The 24,557-nt window shown below is 61.6% G+C and carries 18 protein-coding genes; 5 read left to right on the top strand and 13 right to left on the bottom strand.

Annotation, left to right across the window (positions count from 1 at the left end):
• Positions 1–2 precede the first annotated feature (2 nt).
• The 3 genes from O9320_10210 to O9320_10200 are packed head-to-tail and all read left to right on the top strand — an operon-like array spanning position 3 to position 3,443.
• Positions 3–1,277, top strand: coding sequence for a TRAP transporter large permease (locus O9320_10210; GenBank protein MCZ8311217.1), 1,275 nt, complete (start codon positions 3–5; stop codon positions 1,275–1,277).
• Positions 1,278–1,294: 17 nt separating this feature from the next.
• On the top strand, positions 1,295–2,500 hold the full coding sequence (locus O9320_10205; GenBank protein ID MCZ8311216.1) for an AGE family epimerase/isomerase: 1,206 nt from the start codon (positions 1,295–1,297) through the stop codon (positions 2,498–2,500).
• A 4-nt stretch (positions 2,501–2,504) separates the two neighbouring features.
• Complete coding sequence (locus O9320_10200) at positions 2,505–3,443, top strand: carbohydrate kinase (protein MCZ8311215.1); 939 nt, start codon at positions 2,505–2,507, stop codon at positions 3,441–3,443.
• Positions 3,444–3,456: 13 nt separating this feature from the next.
• Here O9320_10200 and O9320_10195 read toward each other — a convergent pair whose 3' ends face one another.
• From O9320_10195 to iolG, 6 genes are read right to left on the bottom strand one after another with little or no spacing between them, the layout of a single operon-like run.
• Entirely contained in the window at positions 3,457–4,440 is a 984-nt protein-coding gene (locus O9320_10195) for a Gfo/Idh/MocA family oxidoreductase (GenBank protein MCZ8311214.1), read from the bottom strand.
• Complete coding sequence (locus O9320_10190) at positions 4,437–5,516, bottom strand: ABC transporter ATP-binding protein (protein ID MCZ8311213.1); 1,080 nt, start codon at positions 5,514–5,516, stop codon at positions 4,437–4,439. Before O9320_10190 ends, O9320_10195 begins: the two co-directional genes overlap by 4 nt.
• 8 nt (positions 5,517–5,524) lie before the next feature.
• Positions 5,525–7,717 (bottom strand): iron ABC transporter permease, encoded by a 2,193-nt coding sequence (locus O9320_10185; GenBank protein ID MCZ8311212.1) that lies wholly within the window; start codon positions 7,715–7,717, stop codon positions 5,525–5,527.
• Between the two features lie 12 nt (positions 7,718–7,729).
• Positions 7,730–8,755 (bottom strand): ABC transporter substrate-binding protein, encoded by a 1,026-nt coding sequence (locus O9320_10180; GenBank protein ID MCZ8311211.1) that lies wholly within the window; start codon positions 8,753–8,755, stop codon positions 7,730–7,732.
• Positions 8,756–8,793: 38 nt separating this feature from the next.
• Entirely contained in the window at positions 8,794–9,576 is a 783-nt protein-coding gene (locus O9320_10175) for an SDR family oxidoreductase (GenBank protein ID MCZ8311210.1), read from the bottom strand.
• Positions 9,573–10,565 (bottom strand): inositol 2-dehydrogenase, encoded by a 993-nt coding sequence (iolG, locus tag O9320_10170; GenBank protein ID MCZ8311209.1) that lies wholly within the window; start codon positions 10,563–10,565, stop codon positions 9,573–9,575. The genes O9320_10175 and iolG overlap by 4 nt, the downstream gene beginning before the upstream one ends.
• A 149-nt stretch (positions 10,566–10,714) precedes the next feature.
• Here iolG and iolD point away from each other — a divergent pair, with 149 nt between their 5' ends.
• Together iolD and iolE are read left to right on the top strand one after the other, a co-directional pair.
• Complete coding sequence (iolD, locus tag O9320_10165) at positions 10,715–12,541, top strand: 3D-(3,5/4)-trihydroxycyclohexane-1,2-dione acylhydrolase (decyclizing) (GenBank protein MCZ8311208.1); 1,827 nt, start codon at positions 10,715–10,717, stop codon at positions 12,539–12,541.
• Positions 12,542–12,544: 3 nt separating this feature from the next.
• On the top strand, positions 12,545–13,432 hold the full coding sequence (iolE, locus tag O9320_10160) for a myo-inosose-2 dehydratase (protein MCZ8311207.1): 888 nt from the start codon (positions 12,545–12,547) through the stop codon (positions 13,430–13,432).
• A gap of 420 nt (positions 13,433–13,852) precedes the next feature.
• Here iolE and O9320_10155 read toward each other — a convergent pair whose 3' ends face one another.
• From O9320_10155 to O9320_10125, 7 genes are all read right to left on the bottom strand, one after another.
• A complete protein-coding gene (locus O9320_10155; protein MCZ8311206.1) occupies positions 13,853–15,403 on the bottom strand; it encodes a DUF3369 domain-containing protein in 1,551 nt (516 codons plus the stop codon).
• Between the two features lie 804 nt (positions 15,404–16,207).
• Positions 16,208–18,238 carry a HAMP domain-containing sensor histidine kinase gene (locus O9320_10150; GenBank protein MCZ8311205.1) on the bottom strand — a complete coding sequence of 677 codons (2,031 nt, stop codon included), beginning with the start codon at positions 18,236–18,238 and terminating at the stop codon, positions 16,208–16,210.
• Positions 18,239–18,912: 674 nt separating this feature from the next.
• Entirely contained in the window at positions 18,913–20,037 is a 1,125-nt protein-coding gene (locus O9320_10145; GenBank protein ID MCZ8311204.1) for an alpha-hydroxy acid oxidase, read from the bottom strand.
• A 127-nt stretch (positions 20,038–20,164) separates the two neighbouring features.
• Positions 20,165–21,271 (bottom strand): mandelate racemase/muconate lactonizing enzyme family protein, encoded by a 1,107-nt coding sequence (locus O9320_10140; GenBank protein MCZ8311203.1) that lies wholly within the window; start codon positions 21,269–21,271, stop codon positions 20,165–20,167.
• 23 nt (positions 21,272–21,294) lie between these two features.
• Positions 21,295–22,371 carry a mandelate racemase/muconate lactonizing enzyme family protein gene (locus tag O9320_10135; protein ID MCZ8311202.1) on the bottom strand — a complete coding sequence of 359 codons (1,077 nt, stop codon included), beginning with the start codon at positions 22,369–22,371 and terminating at the stop codon, positions 21,295–21,297.
• Between the two features lie 24 nt (positions 22,372–22,395).
• On the bottom strand, positions 22,396–23,547 hold the full coding sequence (locus O9320_10130) for an ABC transporter ATP-binding protein (protein MCZ8311201.1): 1,152 nt from the start codon (positions 23,545–23,547) through the stop codon (positions 22,396–22,398).
• The gene (locus tag O9320_10125; GenBank protein MCZ8311200.1) at positions 23,528–24,550 is read right to left on the bottom strand and encodes an extracellular solute-binding protein; all 1,023 of its coding nucleotides are present in this window, start codon (positions 24,548–24,550) and stop codon (positions 23,528–23,530) included. The genes O9320_10130 and O9320_10125 overlap by 20 nt, the downstream gene beginning before the upstream one ends.
• Positions 24,551–24,557 lie beyond the last annotated feature (7 nt).

Here is a 24,557-nt window from a genome sequence, read left to right as displayed (position 1 = left end):
CAATGAGCTGGATCCTGGCCGGCTGGTTTGCGGCCTTGATGTTGGGCATGCCGCTCTACGTGTCGATGGGCGTTGCTGCGCTAGTCTTCGTGTTCGCAACCGGCATCACGCCCTCGATCGTGCCGCAGAAAATCGCGCAGGCGGCAAACTCCTTCCCTTTGCTGGCGGCGCCCCTGTTCATCTTGATGGGCAACATCATGAATTCGGGGGGCATCACGGATCGCATTTTTGCTTTCGCGACAGCGTGCGTCGGGTGGCTTCGCGGGGGATTGTGCCACGCCAACATTCTGGCAAGCGTGATCTTCGCCGGCATGTCGGGCTCGGCCGTCGCGGACGCGGGCGGCGTAGGAACGCTCGAAATCAAAGCCATGAAAGACGAAGGCTACGACGCCGAAACGGCAGCGGCCATTACCGCCGCGTCGGCGACGATCGGCCCGATTATCCCGCCGTCGCTGCCGATGGTCATCTACGGCGTTTCGGCGGACGTTTCGATCGGCGGCCTTTTCCTTGCAGGCGTCATACCGGGATTGCTGATGGCGGGCGCGTTGATGGCAATGGTGAGCTACATTGCGCGCAAGCGCGGCCTGCCGCGCCACCCCTTTCCCGGCTTTCGCGGACTCCTTCGTGCCTATGGCCGCGCGCATTGGGCATTGATGACACCCGTGATTCTTTTCGGCGGCATGATCGCCGGCATTTTTACCCCAACTGAGGCTGCGGGCGTGGCCACGGTCTATGCCCTTGTCCTTGGCCTGTTCGTCTATCGCGAATTCGATCTTCGCGACTTGCCCCGCATCGCCGCCGAGACGGTCGAGACGACCGGCGTTGTCCTCGCACTGGTCATGACGGCTTCGGCTTTGGGCTGGTGCCTGTCGCTGTCCCGGATCCCCCAGACCGTGGGTCCACAGATCGTGGCACTCGTCGGCGATCCGCTGGTTTTTCTGCTAGCCGTCAATCTTCTTCTCTTGGTCGTCGGCTGCTTCATGGAAGCGCTCGCCGCCATGCTGATCCTCATCCCGATCCTCACGCCGGCGGCGGCGCAGTTCGGCATCGATCCGATACAGTTCGGGCTCGTTTTCGTGCTGAATCTAATGATCGGAACGATTACGCCGCCCGTGGGTGTGGTGCTGTTTGTGACTTCGAAGATCGCAGGCATCTCGTTTGCGGCAATGTCGCGGGCAATTGTGCCGTGGCTGCTGCCGCTGCTGGGCGTGCTGCTGGCGATCACGCTCTGGCCGCCTTTGACAACGTGGCTGCCTAATCTCATTCTCGGGCGGTAATTTTTCCAGAGGTCGATGTGCAACCGAACCCGCCCGATTTTCGCAGCCGCAAAGCCATCCTTGCGCATGTGAGCCACACGCTCGATTTCTACCATCCGCGCGCCTACGACCCGAGCGGCGGCTTTTTCCATTTCCTCAAAGACGACGGCACGATCTACGACGCGCGCACGCGCCACCTCGTCAGCAGCACACGCTACGTTTTTTTGTGGGCGATGGCAGCACGGCATTTTCCCGAGAGCCAAACCTATCGCGACAATACGCGCCATGCGGTCGAATTCCTGCGCCGCGCGCATCGCAACCCGTCCACCGGCGGCTATGCCTGGCAGCTGCGCTGGCAGAATGGCTCTGCGCAAATTCTCGACGCGACGAACCATTGCTACGGCCTTGCCTTCGTGTTGCTCGCCTATGCGCATGCCGCGATGGCGGGCATCGCCGAAGCGCGCGAATGGCTCGAGGAAACGTTCGAACTCATGGAACGGCGTTTCTGGGAGCCTGCCGCAGGCCTCTATGCCGACGAAGCAACCGCAGACTGGCAGCTCCTGCCCTATCGCGGCCAAAACGCCAACATGCATGCGACCGAGGCCTGCCTTGCCGCTTTCGAGGCGACAGGCGACATCAAGTATCTCGACCGCGCGGAATGCGTGGCCTCGAACATCGTCCAGCGGCAGGCGGCACTGACCGACGGGTTGATGATCTGGGAGCACTACAAAAGCGACTGGTCGGTCGATTGGGACTACAACAGAAACGACATGACCAACATCTTCCGGCCCTGGGGCTACCAGCCAGGCCATTTCACCGAGTGGGCGAAGCTGCTGATCTTGATCGAGCAGCAGCGTGCCCTGCCCTGGCTGCTGCCCAAAGCTGAAGCACTGTTCGAAAGCGCCTTCCGGCACGCCTGGGACGACACGCATGGCGGTCTCTTTTACGGCTTCGCCCCGGACTTTTCGATCTGCGACGACCGCAAATACCATTGGGTCCAGTGCGAAAGCATGGCGACGGCCGCTGTTCTTGCGCACCGTACCGGTAAACAGTTTTACTGGGATTGGTACGACCGGCTGTGGGCCTATTGCTGGCGCCATTGGATCGACCACGAGCACGGGGCGTGGTTCCGGCTTCTGACGCGCGCCAACGTCAACACGACCGACGAAAAAAGCCCGGCCGGCAAGGTCGACTACCATACGACAGGTGCCTGCTACGAAATCCTGAAGACACTGCGGGCCTAGGGCGATGGCGCAAGCACTTCCGCATTTCGTCGCTGTCGGCGAAGCGCTCACCGATCTCATTCGCACGGGCGACGAGACGTGGGTCAGCAAGGTCGGCGGCTCGACTTGGAACGTGGCGCGCGCGGCCGCCGCCCAAGGCATTAACAGTGCTTTTGCCGGTGCGATCAGCCGCTGCTGGTTCGGCGATGCCTTGCAGCGCGCAAACACAGCCGCCGGGCTCGATCCGCGTTTTCTGCAGCGCGTCGGACGTTCGCCGCTGCTTGCGATCGTCGTCGAGACGGCTCCGCCGCGCTATTCCTTCATCGGCGACAACAGCGCCGACCTGCATTTCGATCCGCTGTTGCTGCCCGACGGTTGGGCACAAACCGCCCAATGGGTTCATTTCGGCGGCATTAGCCTTGCCCGCCCGCCGCTCGCCGATCGGCTCGTTGCAATGGCAAGCGCGCTGAAGGCGAGCGGTGTCGCCATTAGCTACGATCCAAACTTTCGGAATTTGATGGACGCCGGCTACACCCCGACCTTCGAGCGCATGTGCCGCCTTGCACGAGTAATCAAGCTGTCCGACGAGGATCTGGTCGGCCTCACCGGAACAACCGAACCGATGGCCACGCTCGCGCGCGTGCGCACATGGAATCCGCAGGCCTGGTGGCTCTATACGCAAGGGGCGGCCGGTGCGCATCTTTTCACGCCCACAGGCCATTGGCGCGCGAGCCCGCCGACCATCGAGGTTGTCGATACGGTCGGTGCGGGCGACGCTTGTATCGCGGGCATGCTCGCGAGCCGAATGGCGAGACCGGGCGAAGATCCGGCATCGCACCTCGCCTACGCGGTCGCGGCCGGGGCGGCCGCCTGCCTAGAAACAGGCGCAACACCGCCAACGCGCGACGCAACCCGAGCGCTTGCGGCAAGAATTCAAGTCGAACAGCTGACGCCTGCGCCTTGAGCCTCTACCCGCCTTAGATCGGACGGCCGGCGAGTACCGTAGCGCCGTGACGCGCATCCCAGGCGTCCTGCACTTGCTGCAGCAGACGCATCGCCGGCAGCACCGAGGGGCCTGAGGTTAGCGGCGCACGACGCGCCTGCACGGCCGCAAGAAAATCGTCGATCACGCGGGCGCAATTGGTCTGCTCGTCCTCGATTGCAGCCAAGCCGGTCTCGGTCCGCAATGTGTTGCCGAGAATATCGTAGAGATAGGTTTCGCGGTCAGTGACGATAAGCTTGTCGTAGAGGCGGAACGTCGCATGGTACGAGCCATGCACCATCACCGAAGCACCCCCTGCCGTCTCGCCGAGGAACACGCATTCCATCGGAATGCCGGTCGTCGGATGGCAGGGTCCCATCTGGCTCTGCACACGCACGATCGGATCTTCGGCAAGCAGATACGCCGCTAGATCGACGAAGTGGCAGAAATGGTGCCACAGGATATTGTCGATCCAGCTGCGCCGATAGCCGGTCGCCCCGACATTGACAAGCCGCTTAATGAAAAACCGTCCGGCAATGTGGCGGATTTTCTCCTCGCCCGCCGCAAGGCGCTGGCGCAAGGCAATCCGCTCGCGGCGATAGCGCATCGGATGGCAAACGCCGTAGACTTGTCCGCTTCGTTCGCCTGCCGCTACCACGCGCTCGGCACCGGCAAAACTCATCGCGATCGGGATTTCGATCAGCGTGTGCTTGCCCGCCTCCAGGCACGCGATTGCCTGCGCCTCGTGCAGCTCGCTGGGCGAGCCCAGCACGACAATGTCGATCGCCGGATCGGCGAGCGCTTGGGCAAGATCGCTCGCAACATGGCGATAGCCGAAGCGCGCCGCGAATTCCTGCGCTGCCTCGGCGCGACGGCCGACGAGCGTATGCAGCACGACATCCGGCCGCCGCAATGCGGCCGAATGCCAGGCCCCCATCATGCCGTATCCGACCATGCAGATATTGAGCGGGCGCGTCACGACCTCGGCACCAAAGCAACGCCGATACGCGTGAGTCCCAGCCACAGGCCCGTACCCGGCGCCTTGGGCTCGGCCACGTTCTTGTCGACGACAAAGAGATCGCCTGCCGCCGTCGTCACCGTGTATTCCATGTGCGTGCCGAGATAGGCCGCTTTCGCGACGGTTCCGTCGATACTCGGCAATACGGGTTTTACCAAGCATACGGCCAAGGCCTCTGGCCGGATCGCGATCTTGACCGGACCCGGCCCAAGCCCACGCGCCGGGAGTTCCAATACGATGTCGGCAAGCCGCGTGCACGCTGAACCGTCGGCAACCGACACGATCTCGGCCTCGACGATGTTCGAATCGCCCATGAAGTCGGCGACGAACAGACTGGCCGGCGATTCGTAGAGATCGCGCGGACTGCCCGCCTGGGCGATGCGCGCATTCGACATCACGATCACACGATCCGAAACCGCCAACGCCTCTTGCTGGTCGTGCGTCACATAGACGACGGTGAGATTTAAGCTCTGCTGCAGATCCCGGATGTCTTCGCGCACGCGGCGGCGCAGCTTGGCGTCGAGATTGGACAAAGGCTCGTCGAACAGCAGCACCTGCGGCTCGAGCGTGAGCGCGCGCGCGACCGCAACGCGCTGTTGCTGGCCGCCTGACAGTTCCGACGGCAGGCGCAGATCGTAGTCCGCAAGCCCCACCAAGCGCAGTTTCTCGCGCGCCATCTCGTGCGCATGGGCCTTAGCGACCCCCTGCACGCTCGGCCCGTACGCGACATTGTCGAGCACATTCATGTGCGGGAACAGCGCGTAGGACTGGAACACCATCGATACGTCGCGGTCGGCCGCCGACAGGCGTGTGACGTCCGCCCCACCAATCAGAATCTGACCCGATGTCGCGATTTCAAGCCCGGCGACCAGCCGCAGCGTCGTCGTCTTGCCGCAGCCCGACGGGCCCAGCAGCGTCACCAGCGTTCCAGGCTCCACTGTGAAGGACACGCCATCGACGGCCGCGATCGTGCCGTATTTCTTGACGACGTTCCGAAACTCAACCGATGCCGGTCCCTTTTTCAGTGATTTTGCCACGTCGCCCCTCAGTGTCCGCCCAAAGCTGCTGCCTGTTGCCCGCGCCGCCCAAGTTCGCGGCGACCCACAGCGAACTGGATCAGCAGAATCGCCAAAGCCATGATCGCGATGAGCACGGTCGAATAGGCGATGGCAAGCGCGATCTCGCCCGCCTCAACGCGTCCGACGATATAGGCCGTCGCCATATTGTGGCGCGCACTCGTGAGGAACACGACGGCCGAAACCGCCGTCATCGCGTGCACGAAACTGAAGACGAGTGTCGCCACGATCGCCGGACGCAACAGCGGCATCACGACGCGACGAACGGTCTGGCCGGTGCGGGCACCCAGCGTCATCGAGGCCTCGTCGAGGCTTTTGTCGATTTGCGAGAGTGCCGCCATGCCTGCGCGCACGCCGACCGGCATATTGCGAAACACGAAGCAGATCACGAGGATAAGGCCCGTGCCGGTCAGCTCGAGTGGCGGAACGTTGAAAGCAAGAATGTAGGATACGCCGACGACCGTGCCGGGAATGGCGAAGGACAGCATCGTCATGAACTCGAACGTGCGGCTGCCGGCAAAGCGCTGGCGTGCGAGCAGATACGCGACCAGCAAGCCCAGGGCCGCAGTAAGCGGTGCCGAAATAGCCGACACTTCGAGGGTCGTTGCGAGCGAGTCCCAGGCCGAGCCCGAGAAGAACCAGCCGCGCTCCGTGTTCTCGACGCGGAACGCATCGAGATAGTGGCGCCAGGTGAACTCGAGATCGAAACGGCCGATGTCGCGCACGAAACCGCCGAAGACGACGATTGCGTAGGTTACGGCCGTGAATACCGCCCACGGAATCGTCGTCCAATAGAGAACGCGCCGCAGCGTTTTGGGCAGTTCGGCGGAAAGGCCCGCATCGCCTTTGCCGGTCACGGTTACGTAGCTCTGGCGACCGAGCCAGCGCGTCTGCAGCCAGAAGGCCCCGAGCGTGAGCGACAGCAGCAGCAGGGCAAGCACGGCGGCACGCCCCGGATCGTGCTGGGCGCCGACGATAGCGAAGAATATCTTCGTCGAGAGCACGTCGAAATTGCCGCCGAGCACCAGCGGATTGCCGAAATCCGACAGGCTTTCGACGAAGCCGAGCAAGAAGGCCGCCGCAAGCCCCGGCCGCAGCAATGGCCATGTAACGGTACGGAAGGTCTGCCAGCGCGACGCACCCAGCGTCTGCGAGGCTTCTTCAAGCGACGGGCTGATTGCCTCGACCACGCCGATCATGACGAGGAACGCAACCGGGATCTGCGACAGAAGCTGCGAGATCGCAACACCCGGCAGGCCGTAGATCCAGCGCGTGGGCGGAATGCCGAAGGCTTCGTCGAGAAATGAAGTGACGATACCCGTACGCCCGAACAGGACGACGATGGCAAGCGAAATCACGAACGGCGGCGTGATGATCGGCAGGATCGTCAATGCGCGCAGTGCGCGTCGATACGGAAACTGCGTGCGCACCACGACGAGAGCGAACCCAAGCCCCATCAAAGTCGAAACCGTGCCGGTGATGAGACCCAGCACAATCGTATTGAACATCACGCCGCAGGGGCGCGTGCTGTAGAAACAGGCGAGTCCCCACACGTCGTCGGCGAAGAGGCGACGGAAAAACAGCGTTAGCGCCAGATCGCCCGCCTCGTCCGTCATGGCGCCCGCGAGCATCGTCGCGATGGGGAAGAACACGAAAGCGAGGATCAAGACACTCGAAATGACGACGCCGCCTGCCACAAATGCGTCGCCGCGGAACATGCCGAGAGCCGCGATGCCAAGCGATATCCAAACGACGAAGGCCGCAAGAACGCCGACTGCTCCCCAGCCGAAACCGAACTGCTGCGTATCGATCGGTCCGACCAGGGTCGCAAGCCATTCCCATTTGAGACCGACGATGCCGATCGCGAAACCCTGCGCCAGCGTGTAGCCGATGCCGAGTGCGCCCGCCGCAATCAGCATTCGGCCAAAGCGCTTATCCGCGCGGTCGAAGGCGAGTGCGGAAAAGCCGAGCAGGATAGGCAGCACCACGCCCCACAGCCAGGGCCGTTCGCCAAGCGCGTAAAAAAGCCCGGGCGACGCCGTGTCGCCCGGGTATTGCGCAAGCCATTCGAAAGCGAAGAATCCGTCTTCTTGCAACTGCCAGGGGACGAGCGCGAAAGCGACCGCTGCCGCGCACGCCCAAGTCAGAACAAGACGACGCATCTGTGCCTGGCCTCAAGAACCGCCGCGAACTTCGCGCGTCCAACGCTGCAGCAGCCGGTCGCGCTCGGCGGCCGACCCGAAGCGTTGGAAATCGTACTGGATCAGCGTGATATCCTGCATGCGCGGTGCAGCGGCAGGAATCTTCGACGCCTTGTTGGACGGGATCTGGAACGATTTGGCTTCTTCGGCGAGGTTCTGGGCCGCCGGCGTGAGCGCCCAGTCGTAGAATTTGCGCGCATTGGCCATGTTACGCGCCCCGCGCACGATCGACATCGAGCCGATTTCGAAACCGGTTCCTTCGCACGGTGCCACGAGCTTGACGGGCGCACCCGTCAGCGCTTGCGTGACCGCGTCGTGCAGGAAGGTGATACCGATCAGCGTTTCGCCGGTCGCCGCAGCGCGTGCAGGTGCGGCGCCCGAACGCGTATACTGGTTCACGTTCGGATGCATCGCCTTCATGAAGGTGAAGGCCTGTTCCTCGCCAAAAATCTGCACGAGCGAGGCCAGCATCGTATAGGCCGTACCCGACGAGTTCGGGTCGGCGACCTGCACCTCGCCGCGGTACTCGGGCTTGGCAAGGTCGCGCCAGCATTTGGGTTCGGGAAGATTGCGCTGGGCGAGCGTGCGCGTGTTGTACGAGTAACCAAGCGCGCCGGAATAGATGCCGACGGTGCGGTACTTCGAAAGCTCGGCTTGGCGCGTCGCCCAGTCGTAGAGATCCTTCAGCATCGGCGATTTGTACTCGGCCGTGAGATTTTCCTCGGCGGCCTGCAGATGCGGATCGCCCGTCCCGCCCCACCACACGTCGCCGCGCGGGTTCTGGCGCTCGGCCTTAAGCTGAGCGTAGGTCTCGCCCGAAGATTTGCGGGTCATGTTGACCTTGATGCCGGTTTCGCGCTCGAACGCGGCGGCCATCGGACGGCACCATTCCTCCTGGACCGAGCAGTAAACCGAAAGCTGGCCTTGCGCGGCGGCTGGCTGAATTGCGGCAAGCGTGCCGAAAGCCACGGCCAGCGCTGCCAAACGATGCGTTTTCATTTTTCGGTATCTCCTTCTATTGAAGTTTGATTTGCGGTTCAGTCGTAGGCGCCCATAACGTTTTGGTCGAAATCGACCACGGAGCCCGTCATCATCTCGCCGGCCGGCGACAAAAGATGAAGAACGAGCGCCGACACGTCGTCGGGTTTCAGAATGCGCCCGAACGGTTGGCCCGGCTCGGCCTTGGCGAGCCAGTCCACTGGATTGCCGTCGCGCGCCTGGATCGCGTGTTCGCCTGGCGTTTCCATCCAGCCGATATTCAGGCCGTTCACACGGATGCGATCGCCGCGCACGGCGTTGGCGACATTTTTGGTGAGCGTTGCAAGAGCCCCCTTCGAAGCCGAATACGCGGTCAGGAACGGCTGGCCGCCATGGGCCGAGCGCGTGATGATATTGACAATGCACCCGCCGCCGCCACGCGCCTTGGCATGGCGCACGAAGGCCTGCGTCAGCACGAAGGGTGCTCGCACATTCACGGCAAAGAGCCGGTCCCACAATTCGACGGGCGTGTTTTCGATGGTGCCGCGATCGGTCAATGCCGCCGAATTCACCAGCCCATCGACGCGCCCAAACCGCTTGACGGCTGCTTCGAAGACGGCGCGCGTTGCCGCTTCGTCGGCAAGGTCGGCCGCAACAAATTCAGCAGGGCAACCGGCGGCCGCGAGCGATTCGGCCACGCGCTTCCCGCGCGCTTGGTTGCGCCCCGTAATGCAAATACCTGCTGCCCCCAAGGCTGCGGCCTCGCGCGCGATCGCCTCGCCGAGGCCTTGCGTGGCGCCGGTGATCAGCAGAATCTGGCCGTCGACGCGCCGGTTCTTCATCCCTGCACCTTGACCGCACGGCCGCGACGGCAGGATTCGAGAGCGGCTTCAGCGAGCACGAGCGCGCGCCTGCCGTCGTTCGCATCGACCGGCATTTTTTTCTTTTTGGAGAGTGCGGACACGAATGCCGCGAGTTCGTGGCGATAGGCCTCGGCATAGCGCTCAAGAAAGAAGTAAAGCGGTTTGTCCGAACTGACAGCGGTCGCGTCGGCTTTTTCGACGCTGGTCGGCGTCAGATTGCCGGCGATCATGCGGCCCTTGGCACCATGCACTTCGATGCGCTGGTCGTAGCCGTAGCTGGCACGGCGGCTGTTGTTGATGTGCGCCAGACGCCCGGACTTGGTGCGCAGCAATACCATTACGCTGTCCGTATCGCCGACCTTGGCCACGGCAGGATCGACCAGTGCCGAGCCCATGGCCATCACCTCGACCGGCTCCTCGCCCAGGAGCCAACGCGCCATATCGAAATCGTGGATCGTCATGTCGCGGAACTGTCCGCCCGAAACCTTCAGATAGCCGAGTGGCGGCAGCCCCGGATCGCGGCTCGAAATCACGACCTGCTCGACCGGACCGATTTCGCCCGCATCGATACGCGCCTTCAGCGACGCGAAGGACGGGTCGAAGCGACGGTTGAAGCCGACGAACATCGGCACCTTGGCTACTGCAACGGCCTTCAGGCACGCATCGACGCGCTTCAAAGACAGATCGATCGGCTTTTCGCAGAAGATCGCTTTGCCGGCCTTGGCAGCGGCGATGCAATAGTCGGCGTGCGTGTCGGTCGAAGACGCGATCAGCACTGCCCCGACCTTGGGATCGGCAAGGGCAGTTCTGGCATCGACTGCCGTCGCGCCATAGCGCTGTGCGAGGTCGGCGGCCGCCGTCGCATCGACATCGACCACGTAGCGCAACCGAGCCGAATCGCCAGCCGCAAGATTGGCGGCATGAATGCGGCCGATGCGACCGGCACCGAATTGCGCGATATGAATCATTGGGCTCCCCTTAGGACGACACTTATTCTTGTTGCCGGAAGTTTATGACACTAATGTTACAAAAATAAATCAAGAAAGCGGTATTGTCGGCGAATCGCTTGCGAAAATATCTCGAAGATGCGTTTTGCGGCTTCGAAAGGGGAAATCGGATGCGCCTGCGTCTCACTTTGGCAAAAGCCTTGATTCGATTCTTGACCGCACAGTCGGTCGAAACATCGGCCGGGCCTCTGCCATTGTTCGGGGGCGTCTTCGCGATTTTCGGGCACGGCAACGTCGCAGGCCTTGGGCCCGCCCTTCACGCCCATCGCCGCGAGTTGCCGGTTTTGCGAGCCCATAATGAACAAGCGATGGCGCTCGCCGCAATCGCTTACGCCAAAACGCACGCGCGCCGCCGCATGATGGCCTGCACGAGCTCGATCGGACCAGGTGCTACAAATATGGTGACGGCCGCAGCGCTTGCGCATGTGAACCGTCTGCCGGTTCTGCTGCTGCCGGGCGACGTATTTGCGGATCGCCGACCCGATCCGGTGCTCCAGCAGATCGAAAATTTCGGCGATCCGACGATTACGGCCAACGACACGTTCCGCCCGGTATCGCGCTACTTCGATCGGCTGACGCGCCCTGAACAGCTGCTGACGAGCTTGCCCGCCGCCCTGAGGGTGCTGCTCGATCCGGCCGAATGCGGGCCAGCAACGCTCGCGTTGCCGCAGGACGTGCAGACGCAAAGCGCCGAGTTCCCTGTCGATTTTTTTTCGCCCCGCCTGCACCGCATTCTACGCCCGATCCCGGATCGGAAAAGCGTGCAAGCGGTGGCAGCCCTGCTCAAAAGCGCGAAGCGACCGCTTGTGCTCGTCGGCGGCGGAGTCAAATACGCACTCGCCGAAAAGCAGCTTGCAGCGTTTCTGGCGGCGCGCGGCCTGCCTTGTGCCGAAACCCAGGCCGGCAAGGGTGCGATTGCAAGCGACAATCCTATAAATCTCGGCGCACTCGGCGTCACCGGCACGGCAGCTGCAAACCAAGCGGCCGCGCGCTGCGATCTGATACTCGCGATCGGCACGCGCCTCGCCGATTTCCCGACAGCCTCGCGCACGATTTTCGGCGACGCGCAGATCGTCCAGATCAATGTCGGCGCGTTCGATGCGCACAAACACGGCGCTGTTCCGCTCGTCGGCGACGCCGGCGCGTGCTTAAGCGCCCTCGACGCAGCACTCGGGCGCTGGCAGGCGCCCGCCGCGTGGACGAACGCCGCAACGCGCAGCGCCAAAGCCTGGCATCGCAGTGTTGAAACGATTTTGCGCGCAAGCCCAGGGCTGCCCAGCGACGCGCAAGTGCTCGGGGCCGTCAACAAATTCGTCTGCGGATTTCCGCATATCGTTGTGTGCGCGGCCGGCGGCTTGCCAGGTGAGCTTCACAAGCTCTGGCAGGCGACCGACGCGACCTCGTACCATGTCGAATACGGCTATTCGTGCATGGGCTACGAGATCGCGGGCGGTCTCGGCGCCAAGCTTGCCGCGCCGAAGCGCGAAGTCGTGGTGCTCGTCGGCGACGGCTCTTATTTGATGATGAATTCCGAGATCTCGACCTCGGTCGCCCTCGGCGCCAAACTCATCGTCATCGTGCTCGACAATCGCGCCTTCGGCTGCATCGAACGGCTGCAGCGCGCCACGGGCGGAGCCCCCTTCAACAACAGCCTCGACGATGCGCACCCGCATGTCGATTTCGCCGCCCATGCGGCGGCACTGGGCGCAATTGCCGAGAAAGTCGACGGCCTTGCGGCCCTGCCGGGCGCACTTGCCCGCGCGCGGATCGCAAAAACCACCAGCGTGATCGTGATCGATACCGACCGGCGGATAAGCACGCAGGAAGGCGGTGCCTGGTGGGACGTCGCGATCGACGACATGCCGCGCGGGGCTGCCGCACGAAAACGGCGTGCAGCCTATCTTCGCAACCGTAACCGCCAAACATTGGGTGCTTGAAACATGCCTTGCCCGATCGGAATCAATCCGCTGACTTGGACCAACGACGATATGCCCGAACTTGGCGGCGACACGCCCCTCGAAACCTGTCTCGCGGAAGCGAAGGTCGCGGGCTATGACGGCATGGAGCTCGGCAACAAGTTTCCGCGCGAGCCAGCGGCCTTGAAGAAGACGATGGCGCGCCATGGGCTTCGGGTTGTCTCGGGCTGGTATAGTGCCAATCTGCTCGGCCGCAGCGTCGAGGACGAATGGGCGGCGATGGCGAGCCATCTCTCGTTGTTGGCATCGTGCGATTCCACCGCGATGGTGTTCGCGGAAACAACCGGCTGCGTACATGGCGACCGCAGCGCCAAGCTTGCAATGCGGCGCACGCTCGCACCGGCCGAGATTGCCGATCTCGGTACGCGCATGTCCCAGCTCGGTTCGCGAATGGCAACGCGCGGCGTACGCCTCGCCTACCATCACCATATGGGAACCGTGATCCAGACCGAGGCCGAGATCGACGCGTTGATGGCGGCGACCACGCCCGACGTGGGCTTGCTGCTCGACACGGGCCATCTCACCTATGCCGGCGGCGATCCGCTGCGTGTCGCAAAGCGCCACGGCACACGCATCGTGCACGTGCATTGCAAGGACGTGCGCAGAGCTGAACTTGCCGCCGCAAAGGCCGCCGATCTAAGTTTTCTCGAAGCAGTGCTATCGGGCGTATTCACCGTTCCGGGCGACGGTACGATCGACTATCCGCCGATCCTCGCCGCCCTTAAAGCGGCCGACTATCGTGGCTGGCTGGTCGTCGAGGCCGAACAGGACCCGGCCCGCGCCCATCCGCTGACCTACGCCCGCAAGGGGCACGATTATCTGCGCCAAACGGCCGCCGCCGCCGGACTTTGAGGACATCCCACTGCAAGCACATTTGAGTGCTTCGGACGCCAAACGCAAAAGCCCGCCGACCGGTTTCCCGGCGGCGGGCTTCTTTAGTGGTCGGAGCGGCGGGATCCGAAGCAACCGAGGCGAGGCCTCGCGCCTCAAGTCCCCCAGCTTTTAAAACTCGAAAGATTTCAATGTCAGTTTCCGAAATCTCTCGCAACGAGGGGAATCGAGTGGAAACCAAAGGCAATGAGTGCGCATCGAGAGGGACACCGACGCCCGCCCCAAAATTGGAAACCTCGGCGATAGTTCAATGGCGCCAACCGTGCGAAGTTGTGTTCTAGGGACCAACGTTACCATTGAACGAATTTTCAGCCGCCCGCAGCGCCGAAACGGCGACACTGCTCAGACAGAATTTCTTGACGCAGCGAATATTTCGGCATGTCAGACGACGACGTCCGGATAAGCATCACGTATCGCGACGAATCGCTCAAGATTCCCGAGGAGCAGTTCGGCAAGCAGGGGATCGAAATGGACGCCGCTTTGCTCGCGGATAAGCGCGACGACCCGTTCAAGCGGCCACGCCTTCTTGTAGCAACGGTCCGATGCTAAGGCGTCAAAAACATCGACGATTGCGGCGATGCGCCCGTAGATGTGGATCGAATCACCTGCAAGACCGGCAGGATACCCACTGCCGTCCCATCTTTCGTGGTGCTGGGCCGCGATAATTGCTCCCGCTTCGAAAACCGGACCGCGCGACTTGGCGAGGATTTCAGCCCCTGCGGCCGCATGGCTTTGCATGATCGTCCACTCGCCGGGGTCGAGCTTTCCGGGCTTGTTCAGGATCGCGTCGGGAACGACAATCTTGCCGATGTCGTGCAACGGCGCTGCCGCCTCGAGCAGCGTCTGCGTGTCGGCGTCCATACCGCAAAGTTCGGCAAGCAGCGCCGCAGTTTTGGCGACGCGGCGGATATGGTTTCCAGTTTCGCGCGAACGCGCTTCGATCGATTCACTAAGGACGTAGACGATCTGGCGCTGCGTCTCGAGAATCTCTTCGGTCAGACGGACATTCGCAAACGCCAAGCCCGTCTGTTGCGCGAACACGTTGATAAGATTTAGCTCGACGTCGTCGAGTTGCCGGTCGATGTCGAGATGCAGCAGCGCGTTCGCGTCACCGCTCGGCGCCTTCACGGCGATCCAATTGTCGCCAGCAATCGCTTCGCCAGATCTCTCGGCGCGACGTAGACGATCGACAACATGAGCGGGCAGAACCTCCCAGGCGGTGCGTCCCAACGCCTCGCGATATTCGCCGATCCCCGCAAGAATACGATAATCGTCAGAAGCCTGGATAACAGTCAGCCCACTCTGACCGACATAGACGGCGTCGTTTTCGACGTGGATTAGCGCCGTCAATTGTTCGAGAGCGCTGCTCGCAAACTGCCCCATATTCGCAAAACCAAGCAGACTTTGCGACGAGCGCAGAATGCACTCGAGTCCGCGGCGCCCGCGTTCGATCGCAACTAGGTCACGGTACGAACGCAAAGCCGCCAGGACCGACGTATAGAGCGCCTGTGCCGTCAACTCAGCCTTGGCGTGGTAGCCGTTGATATCGTAACCGTCAATAACCGCGCGCTCCGGAGCGTGGCCGGGCTGCCCGGTGCGCAGATAAATCCGAACGATGGCATTATTGATGTCGTCGCGGATGAACTTCACCAAATCAAGGCCCGCAGTAGTGGTTTCCATCACGACATCGACGATGGCAATCGCGAACCGGTTCCTCCGCTCTTTCGTCAACAAAGCACGAGCTTCCTGCGCCGAATGCGCGCTGACGATCTCGACGCGCCCGTTTTCAAAACGCATGTCCCGAAGCGCAAGGCGCGTAACCGCGTGTACCTCTTTATCGTCATCGACAACGAGAATATGCCAAATTTTTTGAGACGCTTTCGCCTCTATCGCCGTATTCTCGATGAAGCTGTCCTCCAACATACCCGACATTGACCACATGCCCCCCGTAAGCGACGACTAGAAGATACTTTGTCGCAGTTCGTATACATAAGTAGCGGAGCGAAGGTTAAGAAAGTCTAAGCAAAGTTCACACTGAACCACCGCAGATCAATGCTCCGCCTATCTCTGGCCCCTCGCAATTACACAATTCTAAACATGATTAAAAAAACTCCAGTTGCAGAATGTGAATTTCACCAGCGGCAATTAGAATTCAAAGTTCGTTAGTTGCGGGACCGTTCGTTTTGAGAAAATTTTATTATTTTTGCAGTACTTATTGCCCCTTTCGTTCGAGTGACAGGAGATAACCATCTGCAAAGATATCTGTTTTCTGAATAGCCAAAGGGTTTCTATTCTTCGGTTATCGATAGAAGAGCTAACTCGGTTTGCTTGAATAGTTTTCAATACATATATGTGAAACACCTGCTGAATGGGCTATTGACCTCCGATAGCCACCCGCGCCCGTCCGCGGGTCGGCTCCAAGCCGACTATCGCTGCGTTCGACCCGTGGCTGCGTGCGCAAATGAACACCGCGTCCGGCAAACCCCCGAAGTTCAACGCGATGCACTTGTCGCTCCGGTTGGGGCTGATCCGGCTCACCGACGACGGCCGCGTCGAACTCGATACGCATCGGTCGAGCAGAGCATGATCTCCCAAGCCCTGACTTGTTTTAATGCGCTGTTCGCGGACAGCACTTGTCGCGATCTGCACTGGACGTGTATTGCATCGTTGCCCGAGACGGCGAAGCTCAACGACATCGGTCTCGGCCCGACCCTTGCCTTGGAAACGAAGCGGCGATCAATTCAGCCCTGGCGACACGACCGGAACGACGATTTCGATTTTGACGCCATCATTCACTTGGCTACGAATATCGATCGTTCCGCCGAGACGATCAACCACGAGATTGTGAACGATCGTCATCCCAAGCCCAGTGCCACCTTGGCCGCGTTTGGTCGTGAAGAAGGGATCAAAAACTTTTCGGCGGACTTCGTCGTCCATCCCAACGCCGTCGTCGCGATAGGTAATTCGCACCAATGCGTTCTCCTGTCTTGCGACGGAGATGCAGATAGAGCCGTTTGCGTCCTGTCCGGGAAAAGCATGGATCAGCGCATTCATGACAAGGTTCGCCGCGATCTGCGCAATCGCGCCGGGATAGCCGTCGATCTCCACTTCCTCGCCCTTGATTTCGATCCGGATCTGCCGCCCGCGAATCGCAGGCGACAGACTATCGACGACCTCGCCGATATACTGTCGAAGCAAAAATCTTCGACGCATATCGGATGTCTGATCGACGGATACTTTCTTGAAGGTCGAAATCAAGGTGGCAGCACGCTGCAGATTGCGCATCACCAAGATCATCACTTCGTTACTTTGGACGAAGAATTCCTCGAATTTCTTAGCTGTAAGTTGCTTCTTCTCGAAAGCGCCGAGGATATCTTTGAGCGCTTCGCTGTGCAGAGAGGTGGCCGTGACTGCAACTCCAAGCGGCGTGTTTACCTCGTGGGCAACGCCAGCCACGAGCCCGCCGAGCGCGGCCAACTTCTCGTTCTTCGCAAGCGCTTCGCGCGCGAGAGCTTCGCTCTTTTCGGAAGCGGCGGCCGCCGCCTGAAGGCGACGCGTCTCCAGGCCATTTTTTCGAAATATTTCGACAGCCGACGCCATTGTCCCTAGTTCGTCATTGCGCAAAACGCCCGGCACGTCGAGATCGAGATTCCCCGCCGCCATTGATTCGACCGACTTTGCGAGAGCGTCCAGCGGACGCAAGATTCGCATGAGAACATAGTAGACGGCAGCGCCCGCAATCGCAGCGACAACGGCAAGAATGCCGAGCAGCATGAACAACGTACGCATAGCCATTTCGACGATATCCGATGCGTGGGCCTCGCTCGCCTTTCCTGCTGCGTACATGATCTCGAGCAGCCGGCCGAGCTGCGGCGTCGTCGTATCGGCATACTGCGCTGCCGTCATCGGATAGCGGCCGGTTTCCACACCGGCTTTGCGCAACTCCTCGGCCAGACGCTGGAAATCGCCGAAATAGCCTTGGTGCGCGCCGGCAATCGCATCGCGCACCACTGGTGGCACGTTGTTGTCTGCGGCAAGATTTTCAAGCTGGCTCCACAATTGATCGATGCGTGCCCGCACCGAGGCGTTCGCAGCCAACTGCGCCTCAGTGAGCGGTATTCCTGCCGAAATGGCTCCCGATATTGTGTTGCGCTCAACGCCGCCCACTTCACGCAGACGCCATCCCAGTTCCTTGACTACTGCATAGCGAAATAGTGCCGCATCGAAACTGGCGCTCTCGTAGAGCGCCGAATACCAGATGCCAAGTACGGCGTTCACCGATGTCGTGAGCACGGGCACAAAGTCGCGCAGAAGGGCTGCGTCGCGCTGCGCCTTTGGAAGCTGGATGGCTGCATCCGCGCGCTGGCGAATGGCATTGGCTGTTGCAAGTGCCGCGCGCATCTCGCGCAGTCTTTCGGCTTTTCCCGGGAACTCTTTTGTTTCGAGGATTGCAAGACCTCCATCGAGACCGAGGCGCGCATTCGCGCGACGCGTCTCGATTTCCTGTCGTACCCCTGCCGCCGCAGGCTCGTCTGCCTGCAACGCATTGTTCGTGGCGAGACGCTCCAGCAGCAATTCGAACGCGCCAGCCACATAAAGATTGGCGCCGACGTTGAAGTCCTGCGCCTTTCGCGCATCGGCATAGTCACCCCACGCTTCCACTGCGCGTATGGCGAGCGCGCCAAACACCAGCAGCGAGAACATGGCGACGATTGCGATGAGCGCGTTCCGCACACCGGCTGCACGCGGAAGAGCGGCGATCGACATCGGAGGGTTCCAGCAATTGGGAGGATTGTTGCCGCTACAGTAAATATGGTTTTCTGGTAAAAACTTGGTTAATGAGTTTTACGGAATGGGCGGTACGCTCTATCTGCCTACGAACGTGCTGCTGCCCTGTAAGACAAAAGAACGATGAAAAATTAGGGGCGCTTCATTGGACTGAATCTATGAACTCGCCCGATTGCGGGTTGAGCCCTGGCATTGGTCATCGCGGTCCTCTGTCTACGCCGTTATGGCGGAGATTGGTTCGTGAGGCTTTTCGCTCAACTGCCGCATTCGCACGCATCTTAAATATCGGCTGCTTCGCGCTCTGCGAACGCGCGGTTAAGCTACCCACTGGTTCACTCCAACGGTTCGATCGAACGATAGTGCCCACTTTTGCTCGGCACTCGCCTACCGGAGAAGATTCGAACCGCCTGCCAAAGTCTCAATAACTCGTCGGTCGCCTGAAAGGATAAAAGCCTGCCGATCGGTTTCCCGGCGGCGGGATTCGCCCCCGCGAGGCGATGCCTCGCGCCTCAGTTCCCCAGTTTTTTAGAATCGCATTATCTTCAATATCGGTTTCCACAAGTTTCGGCATTTAAGGGAAACGAATGGAAACGAGGAGCAATCAACCTCTGCCGAGCGGCAAGGCCTCGGCTGCGTCGTCGGATTGCCCTCGCCTAGGAAGCTGGATCTGCAACAGCGTGCCTGAGAATGCGTCGATCGACCCCCGAAATACGATCAATTCCCAGCATGGCAAGATTGCGGTCGACTTCGCTGCGCAAAAGTTCGATGGCGTGAAGCACGCCGGCTTCGCCGCCCACCGATGCCGCATAGTTGAATGGTCGTCCGACGAATACGCAGCGTGCACCGAGGGCAAGCGCTTTGATCACGTCGCTGCCGCGCCGAACTCCGCCATCCATCATGACGGTCATGTCGCCCGCTTCGCGGACAACCGACGCAAGAACCCGAAGGGCCGACACGGCGCCGTCAAGCTGGCGCCCCCCGTGATTGGAGACGATCACCCCATCGGCGCCTGCTTTTTTTGCAAGAGCCGCATCCTCCGGGCTCAATATGCCCTTGAGGATCAGATTTCCCTTCCAGATATCCCGTATCCGTTCGATATGGCGCCAGCTGAACTGGGCGCGGTTCGAGAAATCGCGCGCTACCTTGGAAGACAGAAGCGGCGCTCCCCTTTCGGCAAACGAATTTTCGAAATGCGGCATGCCGCGCACAAGAAGCGTGCGAAACAACGTTTTAGCAAGCCAGCCCGGCCGAACCAGCCCGTCCCACATGAGCCGCAGGTTCGGGCGCAACGGCGTGGAAAATCCGGCGCGAATATTGTTCTCCCGATTTCCGGCAACCGGGAGATCGACCGTCACGACGAGCGTTCTGTAACCGGCAGCCCGCACCCGTTCCAGCAACGCAATGATCCGCGCGTCCTCGCCCGGAAGATAGGCTTGGAACCAGCTTCCCGGTGCAGCCTCGATCACCTCCTCGAGCGGCGTCAGCGAAGTGGCGCTGAGGACGAAAGGAATGCCACACTTCGACGCGGCCCGCGCAAGAACCCGGTCGCCGTCGAAGGCGGTAAGAGCTGCAAGCCCCATCGGCGCAATGCCGAAGGGCGCGGCATAGGTCGTTCCAAACAGTTCGATCGTCTGGCTGCGCACCGCAACGTCCCGCAGCACGCGCGGGACAAAGCTCCATTGCCCAAACGCGTTGCGATTGTCCGCGAGCGACGCATTCGTCTCGGCCGCCCCCGCGACATAGCCGAAAACTGGCCGCGGCAGCGTGTTTCGCGCCAATGCTTCGAAATCCTCCAGTGCGAGAACCCCGGCGAGGCGCCCCCGCCCGGACGCGCCGCTGAAGGCTTTCCAAGGATCTATCGGCGCCGCAACGTCGCTTTTACTCATCGGTTCCGACCTACCCAATTCATTTGTCCTCGTGACTCTTCACAAAATCCATATCGAGATCGAGCGCAAGGCCCGGTCGATCGGGAACGTACATGAAACCGTCGATCGGCGCTGGCGCGTCCTTGAAGACCTTTCCAGTGATCTCCTCGAACATCAAGAGCCGCTCGAGGAAAAGCGCGTTCGGTACCGCCGCGACGAGATGAAGATGTACATTTTCCATCGCATGCGGTGCAAACTTGACATTCCACGCCTGCGTGAGGGCTGCACATTTTAGCATCTCAGTGTAGCCGCCCGCGCGCGCGCCATCGACCTGGACGATATCGGCCGCCTCGGCTAGCAGCAAGTCGCGCACGCCGAACTTCGTGTATTCGTGCTCGCCGGTGGCGAGCGGAATATCCGTGCCGCGCTTGAACCGCGCGAGACCGGGAATGTCGTCGGCGAAGACCGGCTCCTCGAACAGCGCGATGTCGAATTCGCGGATCCGGTTTGCGAGCTGTACGGCGGTCGCCGCATCGAAGCAGTTGTTGGCATCGACGAGGATGCGGATGTCGGGCCCCACCGCCTCGCGTACCTTGCGCACGCGCACCACGTCGCGGTTGATGGCACGTCCGCCATCGAACCCGACCTTGAACTTGATCGTCTTGAAGCCACGCGCGACCATCCCCTGCATCTCTGCGACAAGTTCTTCGTCCGAGTACGAGGTCCAGCCACCGCTTGCGTAGACCGGAACCTTCGTGAGATTGCCGCCGAGCAGCTTGTAGACGGGCAATCCGGCGATCTTGCCTTTGAGATCCCACAGCGCGATATCAATGGCACTCAGCGCGCAGTACATCAGACCCTTGCGACCGACGCCGCGCAGATAGTGGAAGAATTCCTGCCAGATCGCCTCGGTCTCAAGCGGATCACGACCGATCAGTTTCGGCGCCATGTTGCGCAGAATAAGGTCGCGGGCCGCCTCGCCACCAACCTCGTGGTAGGTGACGCCAACGCCCTCCAGACCCTGGTCGGTCGTTACGCGAACAAGCAGGAAGCCAATCGTTTCGACCTTGCGCGTCGCATCGGCGAAGCCGCCCGTGATCGGATACGAGACGAGATGAACGTCGATTTTGCGGATCTTGTGCTGCATTTTCGTTCCTTCTTCAGGGCAATTCACGCGACGCGATAGTCGCGCCAAGCTTGCTCGGTGAATTCGACGCCGTGACCCGGTCGCGTCGGCACAAGGAGCATCCCGTCCTCAACCTTCAGACCTTCGACCAGCAAGTCATCCATGAAGGGGTAAAACTCGACATAGGTCGCGCGCGGCAGTGCCGCGGCGACGTGGATGTGGAGGACCGTCATGAAATGGGGGGCGAGGGCCAGCCCGGCCGTATCGGCCATTCGCCCGATGCGCATCGTCTCGGTGATGCCGCCGACGAAACACATGTCGGGCTGCACGACATCGACGGCTCCGTTCGCGATGTAAGGCATAAAGTCGCGCCGCGAGTGCACATGCTCCCCCATCGCGATAGCAATCGGCAGCGCATTGCGCATCCGACGATAGCCCTCGATATCCTGCGAAAGCAGCGGCTCCTCGAACCAGTGGACGCCCAGATCGCACAGCTGCTTGCCAAGCCAAAGTGCGGTCGGCAGATCGAGCCGCTCGTTCGCATCGCACAGGATGCGCGGCCCCTCCCCGATCGCCTGCCGCACCGCGCGGATGCGCGCGATGTCCTTGCCCGGCTCGCGCCCGACGCGGATCTTCACCGCATTGAAGCCATCGCGCACATATCCGGCCGAGAGTTCGACAAGCTCGTCGATGGGTAGCGACGGGCTTGCCTTCCCGCTGCCGTAACACGGCACGCGGTCGCGCACCTGGCCAAGCATCCGGGCGATCGACACGCCGGCGTCCCGCGCCCGCAGATCCCACATCGCGACGTCGATCGCCGCGATGGCCATCGATGTGATGCCGTGTCCAAGGCGATGCGTATAGTGGAAGAGCTGGTCGTTGATCGCTTCGACGTCGATCGCGTCGCGTCCGAGAATTCGGGGCAACAGCACAACATCGAGCAATGCCTTGACCGCTTCGCCGCCGCCATAGTCGGAAGTGAAGGTCCAGCCGGTGCCGCGCCCGCCCTTCGCGTCTTCGAGCGTTACGCCGATCAGTTCGAAGAACTCGTCGCTGCGCTCTGCCGCAGCACGGTTCGAGGGGAACCGGAGCATCCAGCTTTCGGCCCATTTTATCGTCATCGCGCGCTCCGATCCTGTCTCGTATCAGTCCGCAAGCACGACCGTGCGGTCGGCAGCGAACGAAAGCATTACATCATCGCCGGGTTCCGCGGCGGCAGGCGGCGTTGTCTGGACCCGCAGCTCCAATCCGCCGCCGACATCGACAAAGTAGTCGATGAGCCCACCGGTAAAAGCCGTCGTGCGCACACGCCCTGCGAGCCGGTTCTCGGCGTTGCCAGCACCCGCACCACGGCTTATCGCAATTTCGACCGGCCGGATCGACACGGCGACCGTGCCGCCCGAGGATGCTGCCTCGATGGCCCCGACCCGCGCGCGAATGATCGCCCCGCTCGACAACGATCCGGCGACGCCGTTCCCGTCGACCGAAATCGCGCGCAGATCAACGAGGTTGGTCAGTCCGATGAAGGCCGCGACAAAACGCGAGCGCGGGAGCCCGTATATTTCCGCGGGCTTGCCAATCTGGACGATGCGCCCGTCGCGCATGACGGCGATCTGGTCGGACATCGCCAGCGCTTCGTCCTGGCTGTGCGTGACATAGACGCCCGTGATGCCGAGCCGCTGCTGCAGCGACCGGATCTCGAATCGCATCTGCTCGCGCAGAACGGCGTCGAGATTGGAGAGCGGTTCGTCGAAGAGAAGTATGCCCGGCTCCGTCGCGATGGCGCGCGACAGCGCCACACGCTGCTGCTGACCGCCGGAAAGCTGGCCCGGAAAGCGGGCCGCGTAATCCGACATGCCGACGATGCGAAGAACCTCGGCCACCTTGCCTGCGATCGCCGCGCGGGCGTGACCGCGCCGCTTCAGACCGTAGGCGAGATTGTCGAAGACCGTCATGTGCGGCCACAGAGCGTAGCTCTGGAAGACCATGCCGAGATCACGCTGCTCGGGCGGAAGCCGGGCCTCGCCATCGACGAGCACGCGCCCGCCCGCCACGATGCTGCCGATATCGGGCTGCTCGAGGCCCGCAATCATGCGCAAGGTCGTGGTCTTGCCGCAGCCGCTCGGCCCGATGAGCGAGATCATCTGGCCGGCCGGGACATCGAAGCCGACATCGTGGACGGCGACGACAGACCCATACAATTTGCGCAAGCCTGCGACGCGCAGATCGACGCCGGAGGCGCGCGACAGCGCCCCCGACGAAGCCAGTTCGCCTGTTCTATTTCCCAACGGCATCATGGAACTTCCGGGCCTGCGTGCGCTTGTTGTCGGAGATGAAAGTCGAATCGACCGGAATGATCTTCACCCGCTCGAGCGACGAGCCGTCCGGATATTTGTAGGCTACGTCGTTGCGCACCGGCGCTCCGCCGAGGGACGCCGGCATCAGCCCCTGACCCTCGGGCGAGATGATGAAGTCGAGCCACCTCTTGCCGAGCTCCTTGTTCTTCGATGCGCGCAGCAGACCGAAGGCCGAGAGTTCGCCGGGCACGCCTTCGCTTGGCCAGATGTTGCTGGTCGGCTCGCCGCGATTTTTCGCGGTCTGGGCATTTGCCAGGAGATTGATCCCGATCGGACGCTCGCCGCTGACGGTCAGATCCCGGATCGTGCCGTGCGACGATTCGAGATGCACGCCGTTGGCCCCCATGCGCTTGAAATAGTCCCATCCGAACTTGGCGGGGTCGGACTTGACCAAATAGTCGGCGATGAACCACACAAAGGACTGGACCGACTGCGAACTGCTCGGGTCGGCCATCGCGATCTGATTCTTCCATTTCGGATCTGCCAGATCGGCCCAGCTTTTCGGCACGTCGGCCTCCGAGATCCTCCGCGTGTTGTAGTGGATCAAGTAGAGATTGACGAACGCAGGCGTGAAAATGTTCTGCGGGCTTCGCATCTCGACGCGCGCCTTATCGGCGTCCTTCGCAGCGTAGGGCTCGAAGGCGTCGTGCCGTTTCTGCAGATAGGCAATGGATGCATCGTTGAGCCCCACGACGTCCGCCTTTGGCGAGCGGGCGCGCAGCTCGAGTTCGATCGTGGCGAGCAGCTCCTCGCCAGGCTGGCGGAAATGATCGACCGCAACGCCCGGATTTTTCGCTTCGAACGCCTTGGTCAGCGGTGCGATCTGCGAATTCTCGTAGGCCGAATAGATTGTCAGCCTCTGCTGCGCCGACGCAGGTGCATGGGCGACCAAAGCACCGATGAACGCACCTGTCAGCAGACGAATTCCGATTTTCTTTTCCATCGTTTCC

The sequence above is a fragment of the Magnetospirillum sp. genome, from assembly GCA_027532905.1.
In the GTDB taxonomy this organism is placed as follows: Bacteria; Pseudomonadota; Alphaproteobacteria; order CACIAM-22H2; family CACIAM-22H2; genus Tagaea.
The sequence above is the reverse complement of the archived record's forward strand: the minus strand, read 5'-3'. Positions and strand labels throughout refer to the sequence as shown.